The following is a 24167-nucleotide window of genomic DNA, read 5'->3' on the forward strand; positions in this document are numbered from 1 at the left end:
GGTCCGGGGGGTGCGGCGCGTGTCAGGGACGGCGCTCCTCGGGGGCGCCGCCGGCGGAGAACGGGGCGCCCTTGTCGCCGACGGGGATCAGGTCGCCGGCGGGCTCGGAGTAGGTCAGCGAGGTGATCCTGTCCCCGCGGAAGTGGATCGAGGTCAGCGAGCAGAGCGTGCACTGGCGCTTGCGCGGGTCGTGGAGGAAGGGGCGGCCCTCGAGCGAGAGCCGGGTGATCCAGATGGGCAGCTGGTGGGACACGACGACGGCCTCGTGGCCCTCGGCCGCGGCGCGGGCGTCCTGCAGCGCCTCGGTCATCCGGGCCACGACCTGCTTGTAGGGCTCGCCCCACGAGGGCCGGAAGGGGTTCCAGAGGTGCCGCCAGGCGCTGGGCTTCTTCAGCGCGCTCTTCCCGGCCCCGAAGGTCTCGCCCTCGAAGACGTTGGTCGACTCGATGACCCGGGGGTCGGCGTGCACCTCGAGCCCGCGCACGGCCGCCAGCGGCGCGATGGTCTCGCGCGTGCGGTCGAGCGGGGAGGTGACCAGGTGGACGATGTCGCGGTCGGCGACGGTGTCGGCGACCCGCTCGGCCATCCGGCGGCCGAGGTCGGAGAGGTGGAACCCGTCGCGCCGGCCGTAGAGGATGCCGTCGGGGTTGTGGACCTCACCGTGGCGCAGCAGGTGGACGATCGTCTCGCTGGTCACGCGGCACCTCCTGCGGCGGCGGCCGCACGGGCGGCGGCGGGCAGGGCGTCGAGCACGGTCTGCACGGCCTCCTCGTCGTGGGCCGAGGAGAGGAACCACGCCTCGTACGCCGAGGGCGGCAGGTAGACGCCCGCGTCGAGCATGGAGTGGAAGAACGCGGCGTACGCCGTGGTGTCGGTGCGGGAGGCGTCGGTGAAGTCGCGCACCGGGCCCTCGCAGAGGAAGACCGAGAACATCGTGCCCGTCGACTGCACCGTGTGCGCGACGCCGGCGGCGCTCAGCGCCTCGGAGGCGGCGGCCTTGATGGTGTCCGCCGCACTGCCGATGTGGTCGTAGACGTCCTGGGTCGCCAGCCGCAGCGTGGCGAGCCCGGCGGTCGTGGCGATCGGGTTCCCCGAGAGCGTGCCGGCCTGGTAGACCGGCCCCTCCGGCGCCAGGTGGGACATCACGTCGGCGCGACCGCCGAAGGCCGCGGCCGGGAAGCCCCCGCCCATCACCTTGCCGAAGGTGACCAGGTCCGGCCGCCAGCCCTCGACCTTGCCGTCCAGGCCCCACTGCCCCTCGCGGGTGGCGCGGAAGCCCGTCATCACCTCGTCGGAGACGAAGAGGGCACCGTGCCGGGCGCAGGTCTCGGCGAGGAAGGCGTTGAAGCCGGGGTCGGGCGGGACGATGCCCATGTTGCCGGGGGCGGCCTCGGTCACCAGGCAGGCGATCCGGTCGCCGTGCTCCGCGAAGACCGCCTCGACGGCGGCTCGGTCGTTGTAGGGCAGCACCAGCGTCAGCTCGGTCGAGGAGGCCGGCACGCCCGGGGTGCCGGGCAGCGCGAAGGTGATCAGGCCGGAGCCCGCGGAGGCCAGCAGCGCGTCGACGTGGCCGTGGTAGCAGCCGGCGAACTTCACGACCACGTCGCGACCGGTGAAGCCGCGGGCCAGCCGGATCGCCGACATCGTGGCCTCGGTGCCGGAGGAGACGAATCGGACCCGCTCCACCGACGTGCGGGCGACGATCTCCTCGGCCAGCTCGACCTCGGGCTCGGTCGGGGTGCCGTACGACGTGCCCCGGGACACCGCGGCCTGGACCGCGGCCTGGACCTCCGGGTGGGCGTGGCCGAGGAGCATCGGCCCCCAGGAGCAGATGAGATCGACGTACCGATTGCCGTCGACGTCGGTGAGCCAGGGGCCGGACGCGGAGCGGATGAAGCGCGGGGAGCCGCCGACCGCGTTGAACGCGCGGACGGGCGAGTTGACCCCGCCGGGGGTCACCGCGTGGGCACGCTGCATCAAGGCTCGGGAGGCGGGGGCTGCGTCCGGTCGCTCGAAGGTGCTCACTCCCTCATCATCCCCGAGCACCGGTCGCCGCCCCAGTCGGGGCGCCGTGCGGTGGGCCACGTCACGCACGGCCGGGCAGTCGACCCGCGAGCCCGATCCGGACGTCCCCTCGACCACCCGGCGCCCCGGGTGGTCCAGACCAGGCCTCATCTCCTGCAAGGCCGGGCCGTTTCGCCGCCATAGATGGCGGGCAGGCTCGTTGTCCGAGTGGCAGACAACGCAGTGCGGGCGTAACTCAACCGTGACACCCTTCGTTAGGACCGTCACACACGTGCTTGAGGGAGCACCGACCACACAGACACCTGGGGAGACCAAGCATGGCAGGACAGCGCACCGGACGCTGGCAGAAGGGCACCGCACTCGTACCGCTGGCGCTCGTGTCGGCGGCATGGACCGCGAGCCTGGTCTCGGCGCCGACGGTCGCCACCGTCGCGGCCGACACCGACCAGGTCCCCGCAGTGCTGCCCGACGGCGCCTCCGTGCCGACCGAGGCCATCGAAGCCCCGGCGTCGGTCTCCTCCTCCACGCTGGCCGGCCAGCTGACTGGCGGCAAGGCCACCCGGGTCGTCTCCACCGCCTCCACCTCCGCCATCCCCTCCGCCGCCCTGGCCGCCTACCAGCGCGCCGAGACCGTCATCAACTCAGCCGACAGGTCCTGCAACGTGACCTGGCAGCTCGTGGCCGCCATCGGCCGCGTCGAGTCCAACCACGGCCGCTACGCCGGCTCGGTCCTCGACGACGAAGGCGTCGCTACCCCGGGCATCTTCGGCATCGCGCTGAACGGCACCAAGGGCACCCGGGCCATCTCCGACACCGACGGCGGCCAGCTCGACAACGACTCCCGCTGGGACCGCGCGGTCGGCCCCATGCAGTTCATCCCCTCGACTTGGTCGGTCGTGGGCGTCGACGCCGACGGCGACGCCCAGCGCAACCCGCAGGACATCGACGATGCCGCCTTGGCCTCGGCGGTCTACCTCTGCTCCGGCGGCGACGACCTGTCCACCACCGCCGGCCAGGAGAAGGCCGTCTACCGCTACAACAACTCCTTCGACTACGTCGAGCTCGTCCTGTCGATCATGGACGCCTACGCCTCCGGCGACTTCACCTCGGTGCCGACCTCGGTCTCGGCCGCGCCGATGATCGCGCCGGACCCGAAGTTCACCCCGGCTCCCGTCAAGAACGACCAGGGCCCCCAGCAGCAGCCCCAGCAGGAGGTCGCCGCGCCGGTGGAGCAGTCAGGCGAGGAGGCCGCCGAGGAGCCGGCGTCCCCCCAGCAGCCCGGCGGCACCCCCGTGACCGGCGGCGGTGACGGTGGCGGTGACGATGGCGGTGGCCTGCTGCCCGGCGGTCCGAAGATCCCGCTCCCGACGCTGCCCACCACCGGGATCACCGTCGTCGACCAGACCCTCTCCTTCGCCCAGGCCGTGCTCCAGTGCACCCTCGACGGCCACATCAACAACATCTTCAAGAAGGACGACCCCTTCGACCTGTGTGTCGAGGACTACATGGACGGCGACAAGTAGCCGCCGCTCCCACGCTCACCGCCGACGGGCGGGTCCCCACCTGGGGGCCCGCCCGTCGGTCGTCCGGCTGGATCCCGCGACTCGGGCTCGGCCAGCCGGGGGCTCAGCGGCCCAGCAGGCGCGCGGCCTCGGAAGCCCAGTAGGTGAGGATCACGTCGGCGCCGGCCCGGTGGATCGAGGTCAGCACCTCGAGGATCGCCGGCTCGCGGTCGATCCAGCCGCGCTCCGCGGCGGCCTCGACCATGGCGTACTCCCCCGAGATGTTGTACGCCGCCACCGGGACGTCCACCGCGTCGCGGACCTTCCGCACCACGTCGAGGTAGGACAGCGCCGGCTTCACCATGACGATGTCTGCTCCCTGCTCGACGTCCAGCAGCGCCTCGCGCACGCCCTCGCGGCCGTTGGCGGGGTCCTGCTGGTAGGTCTTGCGGTCGCCGCTGAGCGAGGAGTCGACCGCCTCGCGGAAGGGCCCGAAGAAGGCGGAGGCGTACTTCGCGGAGTAGGCCAGGATCCCGACGTCGGTGTGCTCGTAGGCGTCGAGCGCGTCCCGGATGACCCGGACCTGCCCGTCCATCATCCCGCTGGGGCCCACCATGTCGACACCGGCGTGCGCCTGGGCGCGGGCCATCTCGGCGTACGCCGCCAGCGTCCTGTCGTTGTCGACCCGGCCGTCGTGGGTCAGCAGCCCGCAGTGGCCGTGGTCGGTGAACTCGTCCAGACACAGGTCGCTCATCACCGTCAAGGCGTCACCGACCTCGGCGACGACGTCGGTGATGGCCAGGTTGAGGACCCCGCCCGGGTCCACGGCACCCGAACCGGTCGCGTCCTTGGACTCGGGGATGCCGAAGAGCATCACGCCGCCGAGGCCCAGCTCGGCGGCCTCGGAGACCGCGGCCAGCATCGAGGAGCGCGTGTGCTGGACGACGCCGGGCATCGAGGAGATCGGGCGCGGCTCGTCCAGGCCCTCGCGGACGAAGAGCGGCAGCACCAGCTGGCGGGCCTGCACCTGCTGCTCGGCGACCATCCGGCGCAGGGCCGGCGTGGTCCGCAGCCGGCGCGGTCGCACCAGGGGCGGGATGACGGGGGCGGGCAACGGGTGCTCGGTCACGCGCTCGATCCTGTCAGGTCCGGCTCGTCCCCGCGGGCCCGGTGGGGTGGGCGCGGTCGGGGTTCCGAGCGGGTGGGCGCGGTCGGGGTTCCGAGCGGGGGTAGTCCGAACTCGTTCTCACCCTCAGCTCGAGCTGAGGGTGAAAATGCGTTCGGACTACCCCGGCTCGCGCCTCACTCGGCCTTGCGGCGACGGGCGGAGGTCTTGCGGTCCGAGGGCTTGGTGACGGCCTGGCCGGCCTCGAGGAGGGCGGCGCGGCGGGAGGCACCGAAGTCGGCGAGGGCGTCGACGAGGACGTCGACGTCGGGCTTGGGGGCCATGACGTCGACCCGCAGGCCGTGCTCCTCGGCGGTCTTGGCCGTGGCGGGGCCGATGACCGCGATCACCGTCGAGGCGTGCGGCTTGCCGGCGATGCCGACCAGGTTGCGCACGGTCGAGGAGGAGGTGAAGACGACGGCGTCGAACTTGCCGGTCTTGATCGCGTCGCGGACCGGCGCGGCCGGCGGGGCGGCGCGCACGGTGCGGTACGCCGTCACGTCGTCGCACTCCCAGCCCAGGTCCACCAGGCCGGCGACGAGGTTCTCGGTGGCGATGTCGGCGCGGGGCAGGAAGACCCGGTTGATCGGGTCCAGCTGCTCGTCGTACTCCGGCCAGTCCTCGAGGAGACCCGCGGCGGACTGCTCGCCCGAGGGCACCAGGTCCGCGCGCAGGCCCCAGGCCGCGATGGCGGCGGCGGTCTTGTCGCCCACCGCGGCGATCTTGAGCCCGGAGAAGGCGCGGGCGTCCAGGCCGTACTCCTCGAACTTCTCCCGCACCGCCTTAACGGCGTTGACCGAGGTGAAGGCGATCCACTCGTAGCGACCCTCGACCAGGCCGCGGACGGCCTTGTCCATCTGCTGGGGGTTGCGCGGCGGCTCGACCGAGATGGTCGGCACCTCCTCGGGCACCGCGCCGTAGCCGCGCAGGCCCGACGAGAGCGAGCCGGCCTGCTCCTTCGTGCGTGGCACCAGGACGCGCCAGCCGAAGAGCGGCTTGGTCTCGAACCACGACAGCGTCTCGCGCAGGTCGACGACCTTGCCGACGACGATGACGGCCGGCGGGGTCATCCGCGCGGCGCGGCAGTCGGCGGCGACGTGCTCGAGCGTGGTGGTGACGGTGGCCTGCTCGGTGGTCGTGCCGACCCGGGTCACGGCGACCGGGGTGGTGGCGGGACGACCGGCGGCGACCAGCTGCTTGGCGATCTCGCCGACCTGGCCCACGCCGGAGAGCAGCACGAGGGTGCGGTCGTCGGCGTAGCGGCTCCAGTCCACGGTGCCGTCGCAGGTGACCACGGCCATCTCGCGGTGGTCCTTGGTGGTGAGCGGGATGCCGGCGTACGCCGGGACGCCGCTGACCGCGGAGACACCGGGCACGATCTCGAACCCGATGCAGGCCTTGGCGCAGGCCTGCGCCTCCTCGGGGCCGGAGGCGTAGGTGAAGGGGTCGCCGCTCATGAGCCGCACGACGCGGCCCTTCTTGGCGTGCTTGACCACGACCTTGGCGCGCGCGGCGTGGGTCAGCGGCTGGCCGTCCTCACCGAAGCCGCCGTCGACCAGCTCGGGCATCGCCTCGTCGTCGACGGAGGGGAGCCCCAGGACGACGCGCACCAGCTCGGCGTGCTCGGGGGCCTCGGTCACGACCACCTCGGCCTGCCGCAGCAGGTCGACCGCGCGGACCGTGAGCAGCTCGGGGTCACCGGGGCCGGCGCCCACGAAGGACACCCAGCCGACGCGGGCCCTGGCGGGGGTCTCGGTCTCCGTCCCGGTGGCGGTGGAGGTCTTCGCTCGGGTCATGCGTGTGGCACCTGTCCTGAATCGATGGCCGGACCTGGCTGGCCCAGCTGTCCTGCCCCGTCGGCGAGCATCTCCTCGCCCAGACGGGCACCGACGCCGTGGGCGTCGGCAGGCGACCCGGTCGCGGACATCCGCACCGAGAGCGCACCGTCGGGTGACAGCGCGATCGCGCGCACCCACAGCTCTTCCTCGTCCTCACCCTCCACGACCTCGGCCAGCGCGCCGATCGGTGCGGAGCAGCCACCCTCGAGCGTGGCCAGCACCGCCCGCTCGGCGTCGACGGCGGCGCGGGTGCGCGGGTCGTCCAGCACGGCCAGGGCCGCGATCAGCGCCGCGTCGTCGCTGCGGCACTCCACCGCCAGGGCCCCCTGGCCAGGGGCAGGGAGCATCTGCAGGGGATCGAGCACCTCGGTCGCCTCCGTGAGCCGATCGATCCGGGCCAGTCCGGCCCGGGCGAGGACGACCGCGTCGAGCCGGCCGTCGCGGACCGTGCGGATCCGCGTGTCGACGTTCCCACGAATGCCCACGACCTCCAAACCGAGGCCGAGGGCGTGCAGCTGGGCGGCCCGCCGCGGGGAGCCGGTGCCGACCCGGGAGCCGACCGGCAGCTCGCCCAGCGTGAGCCCGTCGCGGGCGACCACGACGTCACGCGGGTCCTCGCGGGGCGGCACCACCACGAGGGTCACGCCGTCGCAGGGGTAGGTCGGGAGGTCCTTGAGCGAGTGGACGGCCAGGTCGACCTCGCCGGACAGCAGCGCGTCGCGCAGGGCGCTCACGAAGACCCCGGTCGAGGAACTGCCGGCCAGGGGTACGCCGGAGGCCTGCGACCGGTCGCCGTCGGTGGTGATCTCCACCAGCTCGGTGGTCAGGCCCAGGCCCCGGACCATGTCGGCGACGTGGCCGGACTGGGTCGTGGCCAGCAGGGAGCGGCGGGTGCCGACGCGCACGTGCTGCGGCGCCCCAGGGGTCGGGGTCGGGGTCGAGGACGTCATCGGGCGGGCTCCTCGGGGACCGGCGGGCGGGTCACGGCGGTGACGGCGTCGGGGTCGAGCGCGAAGAGCTCGGCGAGCGCGGCGGCGTACGACACCGCCCCGGACTCGTTGGCCAGCTCCCGCACCCGCACGGTCGGCTCGTGCAGGAGCTTGTCCGCCACCCGGCGTACGGCGTGGAGGACCTCGGCCCGCACGGCCGGGTCGAGCTCGGGAAGACGGCCGTCGAGCCGACTCATCTCGGCGTCGACCACCGAGGTGGCCATCGAGCGCAGGGCCACCACGGTGGGGGTGACGCTGGCCTGGCGACGGGCGGCCAGGAAGGCCGCGACCTCCTCGGTGACGATGCTGCGGACCGCCGCGACCTCGGCGCCGGCCTCGCTCTCGTGCTGGCTGGCGGCCAGGTCGGCGAGGTTGACCAGCTGCACGCCCGGCAGCTCGCCCGCGGCAGGGTCGACGTCGTGCGGCAGTGCGAGGTCGATGATCGCCAGCGGGCGAGCGTCGGGCCGCGCCTCGCGCACGAGGTCGGCGCCGACCTGGATGCCGGTCGCACCGGTGCAGGTGATGAGGAGGTCGACGCCCGCGAGCTCGGAGCCGAGGGACTCCACCGGGGCGGGGCGGGCGGCATACTCCGCGGCCAGCCGCTCGGCCCGGGCGGGGGTGCGGTTGAGGACCACGATGTCGCCGGCGCCGAGACGGGACACGGTGGCGGTCGCCAGACCGGCCATCGCACCGGCACCGAGCACGGCCACCGAGCGGCCGGCGACGTCGCCGATCGTCGGGCGGGCCCGCTCCAGGGCCGCGGTCACCAGGGAGGGGGCCGCGCGGTCGATGCCGGTCTCGGCGCGCGAGCGCTTGCCGACCCGCAGCGCCTGCTGGAAGAGCACGTTGAGGGCGGGCCCCACGGTGCCGAGCTCCTGGCCCACACGCAGCGCCTCGCGGGTCTGGCCGAGGATCTGGCCCTCGCCCAGCGCCATGGAGTCGAGCCCGGCGGCGACCTGGAAGAGGTGGGCGACCGCACCGTCGTCGTAGTGGACGTAGAGGTGGGGCAGCAGGGTCTCGGTGGTCTCGCCGGAGCGCTCGACGAAGAGCGTGGAGAGCTGCTCGACCGAGCCGTGGAAGCGCTCGACGTCGGCGTAGATCTCCAGCCGGTTGCAGGTCGAGATCACCGTCGCCTCGGCGACGTGGGCGCAGCCGGCCGCGTCGGTGACCAGCTTGTGCACCGAGTCCACGCCCGGGGAGGCGAGGCGCTCGAGCAGCCACACGGGCGCGGAGTTGTGGGAGACCCCCACGATCAGGACGCTCATGCGGGTGCCTCCAGCCGGCCCTCGAGCCCCGCGGGACCCTTGCGCTGCTCGTGGTAGGCGAGGATCTGCAGCTCGATCGACAGGTCGACCTTGCGCACGTCGACGCCGTCGGGCACCGACAGGACCGCCGGCGCGAAGTTGAGGATGCTGCGGATGCCCGTGGACACCATCGCGTCGGCGACGTCCTGCGCGGCGTGGGCCGGGGTGGAGATGACGCCGATGGCGACCCCGTGCTCGGCGACGATCGCAGCCAGGTCGGAGAACGGGCGAACGTCGACGCCGGCGACCTGCTCGGCGTGCCGGCTCGGGTCGGCGTCCAGCAGCGCCACGACCCGGAAGCCGCGGCTGCGGAAGCCGGAGAAGTTGGCCAGGGCGTGGCCCAGGTTGCCGATGCCGACGATGACCACGGGCCAGTCCTGGGTCACGCCGATCTCGCGGGCGATCTGGTAGCGGAGGTACTCCACGTCGTACCCGACCCCGCGGGTGCCGTAGCTGCCGAGGTGGCTGAGGTCCTTGCGCAGCTTGGCGCTGTTGACTCCCGCCGCGCTGGCCAGCTCCTCGCTGGAGCAGGTCGCGGTGCCCGCCTCGGCGAGGGACGTGAGGGCCCGAAGGTAGACGGGCAGCCGGGCGACGGTGGCCTCCGGGATGTCCCTGGCCGCCTCGGTGGGGGTCCGTTCGGTCACTGCTCGCTCTCCAGCCAGCGGTCGCGGGGCGTGGGTCGGACGAGGTCCGACCGGGGGGAACGGGCCCCCCGCAAGGCGCGACGGCTCCTTCACTGTAGGAGTTTGTGAACGCGAGAACAAACCGGCAGCGGCCCCCGCTAGCACACGTGGCGCAGGCCACGCCGGAGACCCGGCGCGGGCGTGCCACGAGGGCCGCACCGATCCCCCGGGGGGTGCCCCGTCGGCGTACGACGACGGGGCAGGTCGCGCGCCGGTGCGGGTGGGCGCGGACCGGCCCCCGTGCCGCCTCAGCCCGGCGGCGCGGACAGGGCGGCGCGGAGGCGGTCCGCGGAGACCCGCCAGAAGTCGTGCTGGCGGCCGTCGACGAAGGTCACCGGGATCTCCTCGCCGAAGCGGGCCTGCAGGGCGGGGTCGTCGTCGATCGAGACCTCGTCGAACTCCTCGCCCAGCTCCGCGCAGACCGCCGCGACGACGGCGCGGGCGTCGTCGCAGAGGTGGCAGCCGGGGCGGGAGTAGATGCGCACCCGGGGCGCGGAGCCCGCGGCCCCGATCACAGCAGCTCCAGGTTGCGGCGGCGCTCCGCCGCCCGCAGCGAGCCCTTGCGGACCTTGCCGGTCACGGTGTGCGGCAGCTCCTCCACGACCTCGATGCGGCTGGGCTGCTTGAACCGCGCCAGGCGGGTGCTGCACGCGGCACCGACCGCGGCCACGACGTCGTCGGCGTCCTGGCCCGGCGCGACGACGTACGCCACGACGGCCTCGCCGGTGTCGGTGTCGGGGACGCCGATCACCGCGACCTCGGCCACGCCCGGCACCTCGCCGACGACGTCCTCGACCTCGCTCGGGTAGACGTTGAAGCCGCTGACGATGACCAGCTCCTTGACCCGGTCGACCAGGAAGAGCTGCCCGTCGGGGGCCAGGAATCCGACGTCGCCGGTGGTCCACCAGCCGTCCTCGTCGGGGCCCTCGACGCCCTGGGGCCAGTAGCCGCTGAAGAGGTTGGCCCCGCGGATGCTCACCTCGCCGGGGTCGCCCTGCTCGGGCGCGAGACCACGGTCGTCGACCAGGCGCACCTCGATGCCGGGCAGGGCGTTGCCCACCGAGCCCGGCTCGGGACGACCGACCTCGCCGTCCTCGCCGGGGGGCACGCACAGCGTGCTCGTCACGATCGGTGCGGCCTCGGTCAGGCCGTAGCCCTGGTGGACGGCGATGGCGGTGATCGCCACGAACTCCTCGACCTGCTCGGGGTCCAGCGGCGCGGAGCCCGAGAGCACCAGACGGACCGAGGACAACCGCTCGGCGAGCCGGTCCCGGCCCAGCAGGTGGCCGATGACGGCCGGGGCCAGCGGCAGGACCGTGACCTGCTGCTCGGCCACCAGGTCCAGCACCGACTCCGGCTCGTAGGCCTCGACCAGCACCAGGGTGGCCCGGTGCCACAGCACGGCACCCAGCACGGCGTTGAGGCCGTAGACGTGGAAGAGCGGCAGGGCGCCCAGGACGACGTCGTCGGAGCGGATCATCGCGGGCTCGACGCGACCGGCCTGCTCGATGTTGGCCAGCAGCGCGCGGTGGCTGAGCATCGCCGCGCGCGGGCGCCCGGACGCACCGCTGGTGTAGAGCAGGACCGCCAGCTTCTCGGGGTCGGGCAGCTGGGGGTGGTCGCGGGTGGTGTCGGCGCGCAGCTGGTCCCAGGACCGCTCGCCCGGCTGCAGGGTGGTGCCGACCGTCACGACCCGGGGTACGACGGCGCGCGCGAGGAGCTCGGCGGGCAGGCCGCCGCCCGCGGCACCGGGCGCGGAGGCGTCCGCGTCGCCCTCGTCGGCCCCCGCCCCGGCCTCGCCCTCCAGCGCGGCGGCCAGCGTCGCGACCGCGGCCCGGACCGCGGCGACCGAGACGGTGTCGGCGAGGACCATCCGGGCACCGGCGTCGGCGAGCATCCGGGCGAGCTCGTCGGCGGTGGCTCGGGGATTGAGCGGCACCGCGACGGCCTGCACCCGCAGCACCGCGAAGTAGCCGACGACCATCTCGGGACGGTTGGCCATGGCGAGCGCGACCCGGTGGCCGGCGACGACCCCGGCCGAGGACAGGCCGTGGGCGACCCGACCGACCTCCTCGTCGAGCTCGGCCCAGGTCAGGGTGGTGCCGTCCGCCACCAGCGCGGCGCGCTGCGGGACCGCGGCGGCCGCGGCGACGACCAGGTCGACCAGGTCGGTGGGCGCGCCGGGAGCGTCCCCGGGCTCCTCCAGTCGCTGCTCAGGCATGCACTCGATCCTGGCACAGCGCCACCTCGCACGGGGCGCGGTGGGCCCGACATCCGCCGCGTCCCCGGACTAGGGTGAGCGCCGTGACCCCGCCGCCTGCTCGTCGCACGCTCCCGGACCTGAGGCAGCGCTCGGTGCTCGCGGGCGAGGCCGCAGCAGCCGCCGCCGAGGTCGAGGCCGCCCTGGACACCCCGCCGGACCCCGACGCGGCCGCGTTCTTCGACGTCGACAACACGATCATGCAGGGCGCGAGCATCTTCCACCTGGCGCGGGGACTGCACCGTCGCAAGTTCTTCACGACCCGTGAGATCGCGGGTGCGGCGTGGAAGCAGGCCTACTTCCGCATCGTCGGCGTCGAGGACCCCGAGCACGTCGCCGACGCGCGCAACTCCGCTCTCGCCTTCATCGCCGGACACACCGTGACCGAGCTCCAGGAGCTGAGCGAGGAGATCTTCGACGAGGCGATGGCGCACCGGATCTGGCCCGGCACCCGGGCCCAGGCCCAGCTCCACCTCGACCAGGGGCAGCGGGTCTGGCTGGTGACGGCCGCGCCGATCGAGATCGCCCAGATCATCGCCAAGCGCCTCGGGCTCACGGGCGCGATGGGCACCGTCGCCGAGCACGAGGACGGCGTCTACACCGGCCGCCTGGTCGGCGACATGCTCCACGGACCGGCCAAGGCCGAGGCCGTCAAGGCCCTCGCGGCCCGCGAGGGCCTGGACCTGGCCCGCTGCTCGGCGTACTCCGACTCCTACAACGACGTCCCGATGCTCTCGATGGTCGGCGACCCCTGCGCGATCAACCCCGACAGCAGGCTGCGCGCCCACGCCCGGGCGGCGGGGTGGCGGATCCGCGACTACCGCACCGGGCGGAAGGCAGCCCGCGCCGGTCTCGTCGTCGGAGCGGCCGCCGGGGCCGTGAGCGGCACCGTCGCGGCCGGCGTCGCGCTGCGCCGGCGTCGCTGAGCGACCGCCCGAAGCTCCCGGGGAGACCTGGCAGCGCACCGACAGGTTCGACCCTCAGATCACGGTCCGATCACGGTGCGGGGCTGGTCTGGACCAGCCACCTGCGTGAACAGTCGTACGCCGGGTGGCCCGGGCGTCCGATTTGGCGGAACCTGTTTCACGCTCCGCCCGATCGTCGTACCCTCGAAGGGCTCCGTGGGGGGGGAGCGAATCGGGAGGGTCACATGGCGGTGGACGCCAAGAGAATCGCGCGCGGTCTCGACGCGCTGCGGACCGCTGTGTCCCAGGCCCTCCTCGACGGGCTGCTCCAGGCGCCCGGCCAGGGTCCCTCACCCGCCCTGGCCACGGCCGGCGCCACGCCGGTGGTCCCGCACCGCTCGCTGCTCGGCCTGCTGACCGAGGCGATGGCCGACGACGACGCCCGGCTCACCGGCAGCCCGGGCAGCCCCGGTGGTGCGTACGGCGACGCCGGCCTGGCCACCTCCTCCGAGGACGACGCCGCCGACCGCGAGCGCCTCATCGCCCTCGTCGAGCTCGCCCGCCAGGGCGACAGCGAGGCTTTCGGCCTGCTCTACGACCACTACCAGGCCTCGGTCTACCGCTTCCTCTTCTACCGGACCCGCTCCTCCGCGGTCGCCGAGGACCTGACCTCCGAGACCTTCTTCCGGGCCCTGCGCTCGATGCAGGGCTTCCGCTGGCAGGGCAAGGACTTCGGCGCCTGGCTGATGACCATCGCCCGCAACCTCGCGACCGACCACTTCAAGGCCGGTCGCACACGCCTGGAGCTCACCACCGAGGACATGGGCCAGCACGACGACGCGACCGAGGGTCCTGAGCCCACGGTCCTCGCCGTGCTCACGAACGAGATCCTGCTCAAGGCCCTCACCGAGCTGCCCGACGAGCAGCGCGACTGCCTGGTGATGCGGTTCCTGCAGAGCATGAGCATCGCCGAGACCGCCGCGGTCCTCGGCCGCAGCGACGGCGCGGTCAAGCAGCTGCAGCTGCGCGGCGTGCGGAACCTGGCCAAGCTGATGCCGGAGGGCCTGCGATGAGCGCCCGGCACTGTGGCCGAACCGTGCACCGCACGTCCATGACTCGTGGATCACACGCCGTAACCCCGGTGGTCGACTGGTCGTTGGGGGAGGTGTCGGAGCGCGTGCGCGCCGGCCTCCCCCTCCCCACCGACACCATGACGACAGGACTGCTGCGATGAGCCCCGTGTTCTCGGCGCGACGACGCGCCGACGAGTTCGACTCCCTGGTCGAGGCCGCTGCCTCGGGCCGCCGGGTCGAGGACGCGCGCTTCACCGACCTGCTCGACGTCGTCGCCACCCTGCGCACCGCCCCGGCCCCCGCGGCCCGCCCGGAGTTCGTCGCCGACCTCCGCGAGCGGCTGATGGCCGCAGCCGCGGACGAGCTGGTCCAGGCCTCCCCGGCGGCCCCCCAGCGCCTCACGATCACCCCGAGCCGCAGCCCGCGCGAGCGCCGCCTGGCCATCGCCGTCGGCGGCGTCGCACTCGTGGGCGCCACCACCTCGATGGCGGTCGCCGCCCAGTCCGCCCTGCCCGGCGACGTGCTCTACCCGCTCAAGCGTGCCCTGGAGAACGCCCAGACCGGCGTCCGCGTCGACGACGCCGCCAAGGGCGCCTCGCTGCTGGCCATCGCCCGCGGCCGGCTCGCCGAGGTCGACGAGCTGACCCGCTCCGAGCAGGGCCAGGACATCGTCGCGATCGAGGAGACCCTCGCCGACTTCGCCGTCCAGACCACCGAGGCCTCCGACCTGCTCCTGGCCGACTACGCCGAGACCGGCTCCGAGGCCTCCATCAAGGATTTACAGGACTTCACCGCGCAGAGCCTCGCGGCGCTCGAGGACCTCTCGGCCGTGCTGCCCTCGGTCGCGCAGGAGGCGCTGGTCCAGGCCGGCGAGCTGCTCGCGCAGATCGCCCAGACCGCGCTCTCGCTCTGCCCCCTGTGCGGCGGCGAGCAGATCGGTCGCATCCCCAGCTTCCTGGTGCAGGCGGTCGAGGAGACCCTCGGCACCCTGGTCTCCCCCGCCACCGGCGGCACCACGGCCGCCGACGGCGGCGAGTCCACCCGACCCAGCGGGAAGCCCTCCGGCAAGCCCTCCGCCGGCGCCGGTGAGGCCGACCAGCCCACCGCGACCCCGAGCGGTCCGTCGCTGCTCGACCCGCCCGCCTCGACCGGCGGCGACGGGGGCGGCACCTCCGGTGGTGGCACCTCCGGTGGTGGCACCGGCGGAGGCAAGGACGACGAGCCCCTCGGCGGGCTCGGCGACCTCCTCGGCGGCGGCACCCCCGCCTCCGGGCCGGGGGCCGGGAACCCGCTGACCGACCTGCTCGAGCCGTTGCTCGATCCGGTCGGGGACCTGGTCGAGGACCTCCTCAACCCGGACGCCGGCAAGAAGTAGCCCCGTCGTTCCACCACGTCGACGGCCCCCTGAGGGGTCGTGCGAGGTGGGACAGCCGCGCGCGTTCCGACCCGACCTGCGCAGGCAGGTGTCCCGGCGGCCACTCGGGCCTCGAGGTCAGCGGAAGACCGACTCCCGCTCCATCAGCAGCGTGTAGAGCGTCTGCTGGATGGTCTCGCGCACCTGGTCGGTGACGTTGAAGACGAGCATCGGGTCGTCGGCCGCGCCGCCGTCGTACTCGTCGGTGCGGATCGGCTCGCCGAACTCCAGCAGCCACTTCGACGGCAGCGGCACCAGGCCCAGCGGGCCGAGCAGCGGGAAGGTCGGGGTGATCGGGATGTAGGGGACGCCCAGGATCCGCGCCAGGCCGGGCAGGTTGCCGACCAAGGGGTAGATCTCCTCGGCCCCCACGACCGAGAGCGGGACGATCGGGACTCCGGTACGGATCGCGGCCGAGACGAAGCCGCCGCGACCGAAGCGCTGGAGCTTGTAGCGCTCGGCGTACGGCTTGCCGATGCCCTTGAAACCCTCGGGCCACACGCCCACGAGCTCGCCGCCGCGCAGCATCCGCTCGGCGTCCTCGTTGCAGGCCAGGGTGGCGCCGCCCTTCCGGGCCATCGTGGAGACGATGGGCAGACGGAAGACGAGGTCGGCGCCCAGCGGGCGCAGGTAGCGGCCGGCGTGGTCGTGGATGGAGACCATCGTCATGAGGCCGTCGACCGGGACGGTGCCGGAGTGGTTGGAGACCACCAGCGCGCCGCCGTCGGTGGGGATGTTCTCGATGCCGCGGACCTCGATGCGGAACCACTTCTGCGCGATCGGCCGCAGCGCGGCCATGAAGAAGCGCTGGGTGATCTCCTGGTCGAAGCCGTACTCGTCGACGACGTAGCTGCCGGTGACCCGGCGGCGCAGGAAGGCGAGGAACCGGGCGAGCTGGACCTCCCACTCCTCGCCGAAGACCTCGCGGGCCGCGACCTGGAAGGCAGCCATCAGGTCGGCGGCCGGGATGCCGCCGGCGTGGCGGTCCCGGGTGCGGGCGGCGGGCCGCTCGGGGACCGGCGTCTCCGAGGCCGCGGCCGGGGTCTGGTCGCTCTCGGTCGGCTCGGCCGCCTCCTCCTCCGACGTACGCCGCTGGGCGGGCCGGCCGGAGGTGCCCTTGCTCCCGGCGCCACCGCCGCTGCCGCCTGCCAGGCTGCGCGCCGCGGAGGACGGCGCCTTGCCCGTGCCGCGGCCGGGGCGCCCGCGGGTGCCGATCGGGATGATCTCGGCGTCACTCATGCTCTGCTCCTCCCGGGGCTCCGTGGGCGGGGACGGCACGCGGACCGGTCGCCTGCTCGGCGCCCTCGGGGCCGGCGACCGCCTCGAGCACCGGCTCGTCGGGGTCGGGCAGCGCCTGCGACAGCGTGGCCAGCACCCGCTCGGCCCGGCCGCCGGTGGGCGTGAGGGTCGTGGCGAAGTCGGCGAAGGCCTCCGCGGTCGTCATGGTGGGCTCGAAGCCCAGCTGGGTCCGCATGCGGGTCGTGTCGACCCCGCGGCCGTAGGTCAGGAAGGCCAGCTGCTCGGGCGAGAAGTCCGCGACCCGGGCCTGGCGCAGCAGGTTGCCCATGCGCCCGACGGCGAAGCCGGGCATCGGCACGGTGGGCCGCTGGAGGCGACGCAACGCCTGGGAGAGCATGAGGATGCCGTCGCCGGCGACGTTGAAGGTGCCGGCGACCTCCTCGCGCACGGCGTGCTGCAGCACGCCGTAGAGGTCCTGCTCGTGCAGGACCTGCAGGCGCGCGTCGTACCCGATGACGGTCGGGACGACGGGCAGCCGGAGGTAGGAGGTCAGCGGGCTGACCACCGCGGGGCCGAGCACGTTGGCGCAGCGCAGGGTAGTGACCCGGACGTCGGGGCGACGCCGCGCGAAGCCGCGGACGTAGCTCTCGATCTCGGCGACGTCCTTGGCGTAGCCCGAGCGCGGTGCGCGGCGCGGCTGCATGTCCTCGGTGAACATCGCGGGGTCGCGGTTGCTGGCGCCGTAGACGGTCGTCGTCGACTTCACGACCAGGTGCTGCAGGGACGTGGCGCGCTGGCAGGCGGCCAGCAGCTGCATCGTCCCGATGACGTTGAGCTCCTTCATCGTGTTCCGACCGCCGGCGGTGCCGGGGGTCGCGATGACGCTCATGTGGACGACTGTGTCGACGTCCTCCTTGGCGATCACCTTGGCGATCACCGGGTTGCGGATGTCGGCGCGGACGAACGAGACGTCGCCGACGTCGCCCCGCGGGGGGACCACGTCCACACCGATCACGCGGTCGACGCCGGGGTCACCGGCCAGGGAGCGCGCGAACGTCCGGCCGAGGTCCCGCGAGACCCCGGTGACGAGTACGACCTTCCCCAACTCCGCCTCCGGCTGCCCGTCGCCCACGAGGGGCGATCACGACGGTGGACTCATCCCCCGACCCGGGCTGCGTCGCCCGGGCGGGCAGGTGAGGGGCGCGGCGCCAGCGTGTGCCGCTGCTGGCGCGCGCCGCGGCTCACTTGCCGAGCTTGCGACGCTGGACGCGCGTCTTCTTGAGCAGCTTGCGGTGCTTCTTCTTGGCCATGCGCTTGCGGCGCTTCTTGATGACCGAACCCACGAGGTGTTCCTTTCCAGCCTGGACGTCCGGCGCGTCGGCGCAGGACCGGCTCAGCCTAGCCGCCGGTCCGGGGACCAGCAGAATCGGCCTCTCCCGTGGGACCCGCGGCCCGGACCCGGCGGTGGGCCGCTCGGCGGCGCGGCCGTGGCTCAGCCGGCGTCGTAGAAGCTCTTGCGGAGGTACTCGTTGGCGTCGGTCTCGCGCACCCGGAAGGAGCGGCCGACCCGCACCGCGGGCAGCTCGCCGGAGTGCACGAGGCGGTAGACGGTCATCTTGGAGACCCGCATCATCGCCGCGACCTCGGCCACGGTGAGGAACTGGGCGTCCGAGATGTCACCGGTGGAGTTGCTCATCGTGCACCGTTCTTTCTGCGCGGCTCGTCCCCCGGCTTCCCCACCGGAGGTACTACGACCACGTCCTGCGTGAGAATAGAGCCTGGTGTGACTCGTGGGGAAGGGGTCTACTCGAGCGATCTGAGTTTTACCGGCGTGTCGGCTTGAAACCCGCTCAGATTCCTTACTCACACCGATGTATCTCCGCAGGTCACACGGTGCCCGGAGGGGTGCGGCTACGGCAGCGGGTCGAGGCCGTGCAGCGGGAAGACCTCGGTGCGGGTGGCGTGCACCGAGCGGTCCAGCCACGTGGAGGGGTCGTAGCCCTCGCTCCAGTCGCGGTACGCCGGGTCGCGGCCGTCGCCCATCCGACGGGGCCCGACCCGACCGAGCCGGTGCTGCACGTGCTCGAGCCACGAGGCAGGGACGTCCAGGGTCGGCTCGAGCGGTCGTCCGGCCACCTCGGCCAGCAGGTGGGTCCAGGTGCGCGGCACGACCCCGACGATCTCGTAGCCACCGCCACCGACGGCCACCCAGCGTCCCTCGGAGACCTCGTGCGCGAGCTCGTGGAGCGCACCGATGGTGGCCCGCTGGCCGTCGACGCTGAGCATCAGGTGCGCCAGCGGGTCCTCGGCGTGCGAGTCGCAGCCGTGCTGGGTGACCAGCACCTGCGGGGCGAACTCGCGCAGCAGCGGCGGCACCACCGCGTGGAAGGCCCGCAGCCACCCGGCGTCGCTCGTGCCCGGGGGCAGCGGCACGTTGACCGCCGAGCCGGGGGCGTCGGGGCCGCCGGTGTCGGTCGAGGCCCCGGTGCCCGGGAAGAGCAGCTCGCCGGTCTCGTGCAGGGAGACGGTGAGCACCCGCGGGTCGTTCCAGAACAGCCGCTCCACGCCGTCGCCGTGGTGCACGTCGACGTCGACGTACGCCACCCGCTCCACGCCCTGCTCGAGCAGCCAGTGGATGCCGACCGCGACGTCGTTGTAGACGCAGAAGCCGCTGACCCGGTCGGCCATCGCGTGGTGCAGGCCGCCGGTGATGTTGGCGGCGTGGTCGACCCGCCCGCCCCACACGGCCCGGAAGGCCTCCAGGGTCGCGCCGACCACGTGCGCGGTCGCGGTGTGCATGCCCTCGAAGACGGGGTTGTCGTCGGTGCCGAGCCCGAAGGCCAGGTCGGCCGCACCCGTCGTGCCGGCGCGGGTGACGGCCTCGATCAGCGCGGCGTCATGGACGGTGAGCAGCTCGTCGTCGGTGGCGACCGGCGCCGGCGTCGTCCCCAGGCCGCCGGGCCCCAGCACGTCCAGCGCCTCGGCCAACCGCATCGTCAGGTCCACCCGCAGCGGCGACATCGGGTGCGAGGGTCCGAAGTCGTAGCCGGTCAGGAGGGGGTCGAAGACGACCGTGGACCGGGTGGGGGTCGGACAGGCTGGCACCCGGCGACGGTACTCCCGTCGTGCCGGGCGTACGGGGGCGCGTCCACCCGGGCACTCCGGGCACCCTGCCGCGGGACGGGCGCGTCGCTACTTCTTCTGCCGGCGCGATCCGCCGTGCCAGTCCTCCGTGCGCCCCACCTCGTCCTCGGTGACGCCGAGCGCCCGCAGCTGGGGCAGCTCGCGCAGCGAGCGCTTCATCTCCGCGAACCCGGGGAAGGTCGCCAGCCCGACGACGTGGTCCCACAGCCGCAGCGCGTCCTCGTCGGAGGGGAGCCGGCTGATGACCGGCCCGAAGAACGCCGCGCCTTCCGGAGGGCTGATGTGCAGGATCGGGGTCCCGACGTCCTTCCCGGTCAGCCCGAGCGCCTCGTCGGTGTCGGCCTGGACGACGGCGTCCCAGCGGTCGTCGTCGTACGCCGCCGCCAACCCGGCCGGGAGGCCGGCCTCCTCCAGCGCGATCCCCAGCACCTCGCGGCCGCGCTCGGGCCGCAGCGACTGCTCCGCGGGGTCGGCCTCGAAGATGCGCGAGCTGATCGCGGGGTAGAGGTCGGCCAGCACCTCGGGCCCGTGCGCGTCACGGGCGGCGGCGCAGACCCGCAGCAGGCGCAGCCCGGCGGTGTGGCCGGCCTCGTACTCCGGCGGGAAGTGGGTGTCGTAGTCGACGTGGGCGTTGAGCAGCCGTAGCGAGATCAACCGCCACTCGACGGTGTCGCCGCGCTGGCGCTGCACGGTGCGGAGCCACTTCGAGGTCATCCAGGCGAACGGGCAGACGGGGTCGAACCAGAACCGGACGTCGGGGGCGGCACTCACGCCCGCCACTCTCCTCCCCCGACCCGCGCGGCGTCACGCCCCGCGAGGTGAGCCAGCTGGTGCAGCTGCTTGCGGATCATCAGCAGGTCGCCCCAGGCCAGGGCCGCCGCCCGGACCCGCTGCGCCCGCGTGCGGCCGGGGACGACCATCCGGCAGTGGAGGCGGCACCGGTCCGGGCCGACCGGGTGGGCGGCGTACGTCACCGCGAGGGGGCCGGAGAGCCGCTCGCCCCGCTCGGAGAGCCGGCCCGTCCAGGAGTGCCCGGGCTCGACCTCGGTGACGACGTAGACCGTCGCCATCCGCTGGCCGACCTCGACCACCTCGGTGGCAGGGTCCAGCTCGGTCGGGCTGCGCCGGCCGAGGTTGTCGACGAGGTCGTAGGAGTAGGGCGCCAGCGCGAGCTGGGAGAGCCAGCGGTAGCCCCACGACGCCGGGGCCGCGCAGTCGACTGTCCGGTCGAGGTGGACCGTCGGGCCCTCGACCATCGCGTCGCACGGCAGCCCCAGGAAGAGCTCGTCAGGACTCGTCCCCCACGCCCACGGCAACCGCACGCGACCAGCCTGCCAGGGGACGCCAGCCGCGACCGGCGCGGCGCCGCGGTCGCACGGTGTCGCCGGGCGCGCGGGGCCGCGGTGGGACGGGGGCGCCCCCGGAGGAGCGTGGATGGGCCTGGCCCCCTTCTCGTGAGGGACGAACGAGAAGGGTGGTTGCGACGAAGGGGGCGCCTCGGGAGACCGCCACGCCGCGCGCCCCACCGACAGCCCCACCCACCAGAGCCCCCACCCACGACAGCCCCCGCCCCGGCGTACGGCGTTTCACCCGATCGGTGCCCCCGCACCCATGCCTAGGGTGGGCCCGTGCCCTACGACCTCGTGATCGTCGCCAACCGGCTGCCGGTGGACCGGGTCGAGCTGGCCGACGGCACCAAGGGGTGGCGGACCTCCCCTGGCGGCCTGGTCACCGCGATCGAGCCGGTGATGCGCGCCAACCACGGCATCTGGATCGGCTGGCCCGGCGGCACCGACAGCGACCTGGAGCCCTTCGAGAGCGATGGCCTGGAGCTGGCGCCGATGTCGATGTCGGCCCAGGAGATCGAGGAGTTCTACGAGGGCTTCTCCAACGCCACCCTGTGGCCGCTCTACCACGACCTCGTGGCCAAGCCGGAGTTCCACCGGGAGTGGTGGGACTCCTACGTGCAGGTCAACCAGCGCTTCGCCGAGCGGGCCGCCGAGCTCGCCGCGGAGGGCGCGACGGTGTGGGTGCACGACTACCAGCTGCAGCTGGTGCCGCAGATGCTGCGCACCCTGCGGCCCGACCTGCGCATCGGGTTCTACCTGCACATCCCTTTCCCTCCGGCCGAGCTCTTCCAGCAGCTGCCGTGGCGCCGCCAGATCCTCGAGGGGCTGCTGGGTGCGGACCTGGTCGGTTTCCAGCTCGCCGGCGCGGCGCAGAACTTCGTGCGCCTCGTGCGCCAGCGCGTGGGCCACAAGACCCACCGCGACCTGGTCTACCTCCCCGACGGCCGCACGGTCCGGGCCGCACCCTTCCCCATCTCCATCGACGCCCGCGGCTTCGAGGAGATGGCGCGCTCGGAGAGCGTGGTCGCGCGGGCCGCGGAGCTGCGCGAGGCGTTGGGCAACCCGCGCAAGGTCTTCCTGGGCGTCGACCGGCTCGACTACACCAAGGGCATCTACGCCCGGCTGCGGGCGTTCGCCGAGCTGATGGGCGAGGGCCACATCGACGTCGAGGACGCGGTCTTCGTGCAGGTGGCCGTGCCGAGCCGCGAGCAGGTCGAGCAGTACCGCCTGCTCCGCGACGAGATCGAGCGGCTGGTCGGTCGGATCAACGGCGACCACGGCCGGATCGGGCGTCCCGCCATCCACTACCTCCACTCCTCCTACCCCCGCGAGGAGATGGCGGCGATGTACGCCGCGGCCGACGTCATGGTCGTGACCCCCTACCGCGACGGCATGAACCTCGTGGCCAAGGAGTACGTCGCGTGCCGCTACCAGGACGACGGCGCGCTGGTCCTCTCCGAGTTCGCCGGCGCGGCCGACGAGCTGCGCCAGGCGTGGCTGGTCAACCCCCACGACATCAACGGCATGAAGTCGGCCCTGCTCGAGGCCTACCAGGCCGACGAGAAGGAGGTGACCCGCCGGATGCGGGCCATGCGCAAGCAGGTCACCCAGCACGACGTGCAGGCCTGGGCCGCCTCGTTCATGACCGGCCTCTCCGATGCCGGGGTGCACGACAAGGACGTCCGGACGCCGGGCGCCTGACGCTCCTGCCGCTCCGGGACGGCCGCCGCGGCGGCGTGCCCCGGGACCTCGTGTGACGGACGACCCGCGTAACCCGAAGGGGTGGGGAGTAGTTTTCCCCGAGGAGGTGGTCGTCGTGGATCGGATCCCGAAGCCCGACCAGGTGGTCAGCGCCGCGAGCAACGTGGCGCAGAAGGTGCTGTACGGCGGTCTCGCCGACCTGCGCCCGATGCCGCGCACCCTCATCGACGAGGGCGAGCTGCGCGAGGTCTACCACTACCGCCCCGTCGCGAAGGTCAAGGAGCAGGGCGACCCGGTCCTGCTCGTGACCCCGCTGGCCGCGCCGTCGATCTGCTACGACCTGCGCCGCGGCTGCTCGGTCGCCGAGCACCTGGTGACGAGCGGGCGACCGACGTACCTCGTGGAGTACGGCGAGGTCGCCTTCAAGAACCGCAACCTGGGCATGGAGCACTGGATCGAGGAGGTCGTCCCGACCGCGATCCGCGAGGTCTCCGCGCACGCCGGCGGTCGCCCCGTCCACGTCGTCGGGTGGAGCCTCGGGGGGATCTTCAGCCTGCTCACCACCGCCGACGGCCCGGACCTCCCCATCGCCTCGCTCACCGTCGTCGGCTCGCCCTTCGACGTCTCGCTGGTGCCGCTCGTGGCGCCGCTGCGCCCGCTGCTCAACCTCGGCCTGACCCTGGGCGGCGGCAAGGGCGCGATCACCCGGACCTACCAGCTCATGGGCGGCGCCCCGAAGCCGCTGGTCAAGTGGGCCTTCCAGCTCTCGTCGTTCCAGAAGCTGGTCACCAAGCCCCTCGCGGTGGCCACCCACCTCGACGACGCCGACTTCCTCGCGCAGGTCGAGGCGGTGGACCGGTTCACCGCGAACATGATCGCCTACCCCGGCCGGACGTTCGGGCAGCTCTACCACCGCTTCGTGAAGGCCAACGCGCTCAAGGGCGGCACGTTCGAGCTCGACGACCGCACCATCGACATCGGCTCGATCAAGGTCCCGGTGCTGGTCTTCGCCGGCGCCACCGACGGGATCGCGCCCGTCGCCGCGGTCAAGGCGGTCACGCCCCTGCTCAAGGGCTCGCGCGAGGTGCGCTTCGAGATCGTCCCGGGCGGCCACCTCGGCATGCTCACCGGTCGCGCTGCGCGCGGGACGACCTGGACGGTCCTCGACGAGTGGATCGACCAGTGGTCGACCGACGCGCAGGCCGGGGGACCCGCGGAGACCGCGGGCGCGTCGAAGCGCCCCGCCAGGACCGCCGCCAAGACCGCCGCCAAGACCGGCGCCAAGGGCAAGGGCGCCAAGGGCAAGGGCGCCAAGGGCAAGGGCGCCAAGGCGAAGGCCGCCGGTGGGAGCACCACGAAGGCCCCCGCCCCGCGCAAGCCCGCGGACGAGGCCGCGAGCAAAGACGCCATCGGCGCCAACCCCTCGCGGCGCTACTCCTCGCAGGGCTCGCGCAGCCTGGCTCGCTGAGCGCTCCCGACGTCGCGACGGAGCACCGCAGACCCGTGTCCACCAGGCTCGGCCGGGTAGCCCGATCGGGCCATCCGGCGCCGTCCGCTCACCCGGCGCCCAGCACCC

At 73.5% G+C, this 24167-nt stretch carries 22 protein-coding genes; 6 read left to right on the forward strand and 16 right to left on the reverse strand.

The features are described 5' to 3' along the window. Window positions 1-22 precede the first annotated feature (22 nt). Both Q1V71_RS11590 and hemL read right to left on the reverse strand, forming a co-directional pair. Entirely contained in the window at window positions 23-697 is a 675-nt protein-coding gene (locus Q1V71_RS11590; protein ID WP_300643970.1) for a histidine phosphatase family protein, read from the reverse strand. Beyond that, window positions 694-2025 (reverse strand): glutamate-1-semialdehyde 2,1-aminomutase, encoded by a 1332-nt coding sequence (gene hemL / locus Q1V71_RS11595; protein WP_300643971.1) that lies wholly within the window; start codon window positions 2023-2025, stop codon window positions 694-696. The genes Q1V71_RS11590 and hemL overlap by 4 nt, the downstream gene beginning before the upstream one ends. Before the next feature lie 317 nt (window positions 2026-2342). Between hemL and Q1V71_RS11600 the strand changes: the two genes are divergently transcribed. Further along, window positions 2343-3548 (forward strand): lytic murein transglycosylase, encoded by a 1206-nt coding sequence (locus Q1V71_RS11600; protein ID WP_300643972.1) that lies wholly within the window; start codon window positions 2343-2345, stop codon window positions 3546-3548. A 103-nt stretch (window positions 3549-3651) separates the two neighbouring features. On the opposite strand, the gene hemB is transcribed toward Q1V71_RS11600, so the two are convergent. From hemB to Q1V71_RS11635, 7 genes are all read right to left on the reverse strand, one after another. Beyond that, window positions 3652-4656 carry a porphobilinogen synthase gene (gene hemB, locus Q1V71_RS11605; protein ID WP_300643973.1) on the reverse strand — a complete coding sequence of 335 codons (1005 nt, stop codon included), beginning with the start codon at window positions 4654-4656 and terminating at the stop codon, window positions 3652-3654. Between the two features lie 173 nt (window positions 4657-4829). Next, window positions 4830-6488 carry a uroporphyrinogen-III synthase gene (locus Q1V71_RS11610; RefSeq protein WP_300643974.1) on the reverse strand — a complete coding sequence of 553 codons (1659 nt, stop codon included), beginning with the start codon at window positions 6486-6488 and terminating at the stop codon, window positions 4830-4832. Beyond that, window positions 6485-7480 carry a hydroxymethylbilane synthase gene (gene hemC, locus Q1V71_RS11615; protein WP_300643975.1) on the reverse strand — a complete coding sequence of 332 codons (996 nt, stop codon included), beginning with the start codon at window positions 7478-7480 and terminating at the stop codon, window positions 6485-6487. Before hemC ends, Q1V71_RS11610 begins: the two co-directional genes overlap by 4 nt. Then, complete coding sequence (locus Q1V71_RS11620) at window positions 7477-8784, reverse strand: glutamyl-tRNA reductase (RefSeq protein ID WP_300643976.1); 1308 nt, start codon at window positions 8782-8784, stop codon at window positions 7477-7479. The genes hemC and Q1V71_RS11620 overlap by 4 nt, the downstream gene beginning before the upstream one ends. Then, window positions 8781-9467, reverse strand: a complete 687-nt coding sequence (locus Q1V71_RS11625) for a redox-sensing transcriptional repressor Rex (protein WP_300643977.1) — start codon at window positions 9465-9467, stop codon at window positions 8781-8783. The genes Q1V71_RS11620 and Q1V71_RS11625 overlap by 4 nt, the downstream gene beginning before the upstream one ends. 287 nt (window positions 9468-9754) lie before the next feature. After that, window positions 9755-10021 (reverse strand): glutaredoxin family protein, encoded by a 267-nt coding sequence (locus Q1V71_RS11630; RefSeq protein WP_300643978.1) that lies wholly within the window; start codon window positions 10019-10021, stop codon window positions 9755-9757. Then, window positions 10018-11727, reverse strand: a complete 1710-nt coding sequence (locus Q1V71_RS11635; RefSeq protein ID WP_300643979.1) for a class I adenylate-forming enzyme family protein — start codon at window positions 11725-11727, stop codon at window positions 10018-10020. The genes Q1V71_RS11630 and Q1V71_RS11635 overlap by 4 nt, the downstream gene beginning before the upstream one ends. 83 nt (window positions 11728-11810) lie before the next feature. Between Q1V71_RS11635 and Q1V71_RS11640 the strand changes: the two genes are divergently transcribed. The 3 genes from Q1V71_RS11640 to Q1V71_RS11650 all read left to right on the forward strand — a co-directional run bounded on the left by Q1V71_RS11640 (window position 11811) and on the right by Q1V71_RS11650 (window position 15119). After that, window positions 11811-12692 (forward strand): HAD family phosphatase, encoded by an 882-nt coding sequence (locus tag Q1V71_RS11640; protein ID WP_300643980.1) that lies wholly within the window; start codon window positions 11811-11813, stop codon window positions 12690-12692. Between the two features lie 224 nt (window positions 12693-12916). Beyond that, window positions 12917-13744 (forward strand): sigma-70 family RNA polymerase sigma factor, encoded by an 828-nt coding sequence (locus tag Q1V71_RS11645; RefSeq protein WP_300643981.1) that lies wholly within the window; start codon window positions 12917-12919, stop codon window positions 13742-13744. A 157-nt stretch (window positions 13745-13901) separates the two neighbouring features. After that, window positions 13902-15119 (forward strand): DUF5667 domain-containing protein, encoded by a 1218-nt coding sequence (locus Q1V71_RS11650; RefSeq protein ID WP_300643982.1) that lies wholly within the window; start codon window positions 13902-13904, stop codon window positions 15117-15119. A 117-nt stretch (window positions 15120-15236) separates the two neighbouring features. On the opposite strand, the gene Q1V71_RS11655 is transcribed toward Q1V71_RS11650, so the two are convergent. The 7 genes from Q1V71_RS11655 to Q1V71_RS11685 all read right to left on the reverse strand — a co-directional run bounded on the left by Q1V71_RS11655 (window position 15237) and on the right by Q1V71_RS11685 (window position 20863). Continuing rightward, a complete protein-coding gene (locus Q1V71_RS11655) occupies window positions 15237-16397 on the reverse strand; it encodes a lysophospholipid acyltransferase family protein (protein WP_300643983.1) in 1161 nt (386 codons plus the stop codon). Continuing rightward, window positions 16390-17502, reverse strand: a complete 1113-nt coding sequence (locus Q1V71_RS11660; protein ID WP_300643984.1) for an NAD-dependent epimerase/dehydratase family protein — start codon at window positions 17500-17502, stop codon at window positions 16390-16392. The genes Q1V71_RS11655 and Q1V71_RS11660 overlap by 8 nt, the downstream gene beginning before the upstream one ends. Before the next feature lie 136 nt (window positions 17503-17638). Then, window positions 17639-17740, reverse strand: a complete 102-nt coding sequence (locus tag Q1V71_RS11665) for an AURKAIP1/COX24 domain-containing protein (RefSeq protein ID WP_008356322.1) — start codon at window positions 17738-17740, stop codon at window positions 17639-17641. A 149-nt stretch (window positions 17741-17889) separates the two neighbouring features. Continuing rightward, complete coding sequence (locus Q1V71_RS11670; protein WP_300643985.1) at window positions 17890-18093, reverse strand: helix-turn-helix domain-containing protein; 204 nt, start codon at window positions 18091-18093, stop codon at window positions 17890-17892. A gap of 215 nt (window positions 18094-18308) precedes the next feature. Next, a complete protein-coding gene (locus Q1V71_RS11675; RefSeq protein WP_300643986.1) occupies window positions 18309-19502 on the reverse strand; it encodes an acetoin utilization protein AcuC in 1194 nt (397 codons plus the stop codon). 87 nt (window positions 19503-19589) lie between these two features. Further along, window positions 19590-20312: a hypothetical protein gene (locus tag Q1V71_RS11680; protein WP_300643987.1), complete on the reverse strand. Its 723-nt coding sequence runs from the start codon at window positions 20310-20312 to the stop codon at window positions 19590-19592. Then, window positions 20309-20863, reverse strand: coding sequence for a hypothetical protein (locus tag Q1V71_RS11685; protein ID WP_300643988.1), 555 nt, complete (start codon window positions 20861-20863; stop codon window positions 20309-20311). Before Q1V71_RS11685 ends, Q1V71_RS11680 begins: the two co-directional genes overlap by 4 nt. A 306-nt stretch (window positions 20864-21169) precedes the next feature. Here Q1V71_RS11685 and Q1V71_RS11690 point away from each other — a divergent pair, with 306 nt between their 5' ends. Further along, complete coding sequence (locus tag Q1V71_RS11690) at window positions 21170-22591, forward strand: trehalose-6-phosphate synthase (protein ID WP_300643989.1); 1422 nt, start codon at window positions 21170-21172, stop codon at window positions 22589-22591. Window positions 22592-22706: 115 nt separating this feature from the next. Beyond that, window positions 22707-24059 carry an alpha/beta fold hydrolase gene (locus Q1V71_RS11695; protein ID WP_300643990.1) on the forward strand — a complete coding sequence of 451 codons (1353 nt, stop codon included), beginning with the start codon at window positions 22707-22709 and terminating at the stop codon, window positions 24057-24059. The last annotated feature ends 108 nt before the right edge of the window (window positions 24060-24167 follow it).

The organism is Nocardioides sp. (assembly GCF_030149505.1).
Taxonomy (GTDB): Bacteria; Actinomycetota; Actinomycetes; order Propionibacteriales; family Nocardioidaceae; genus Nocardioides.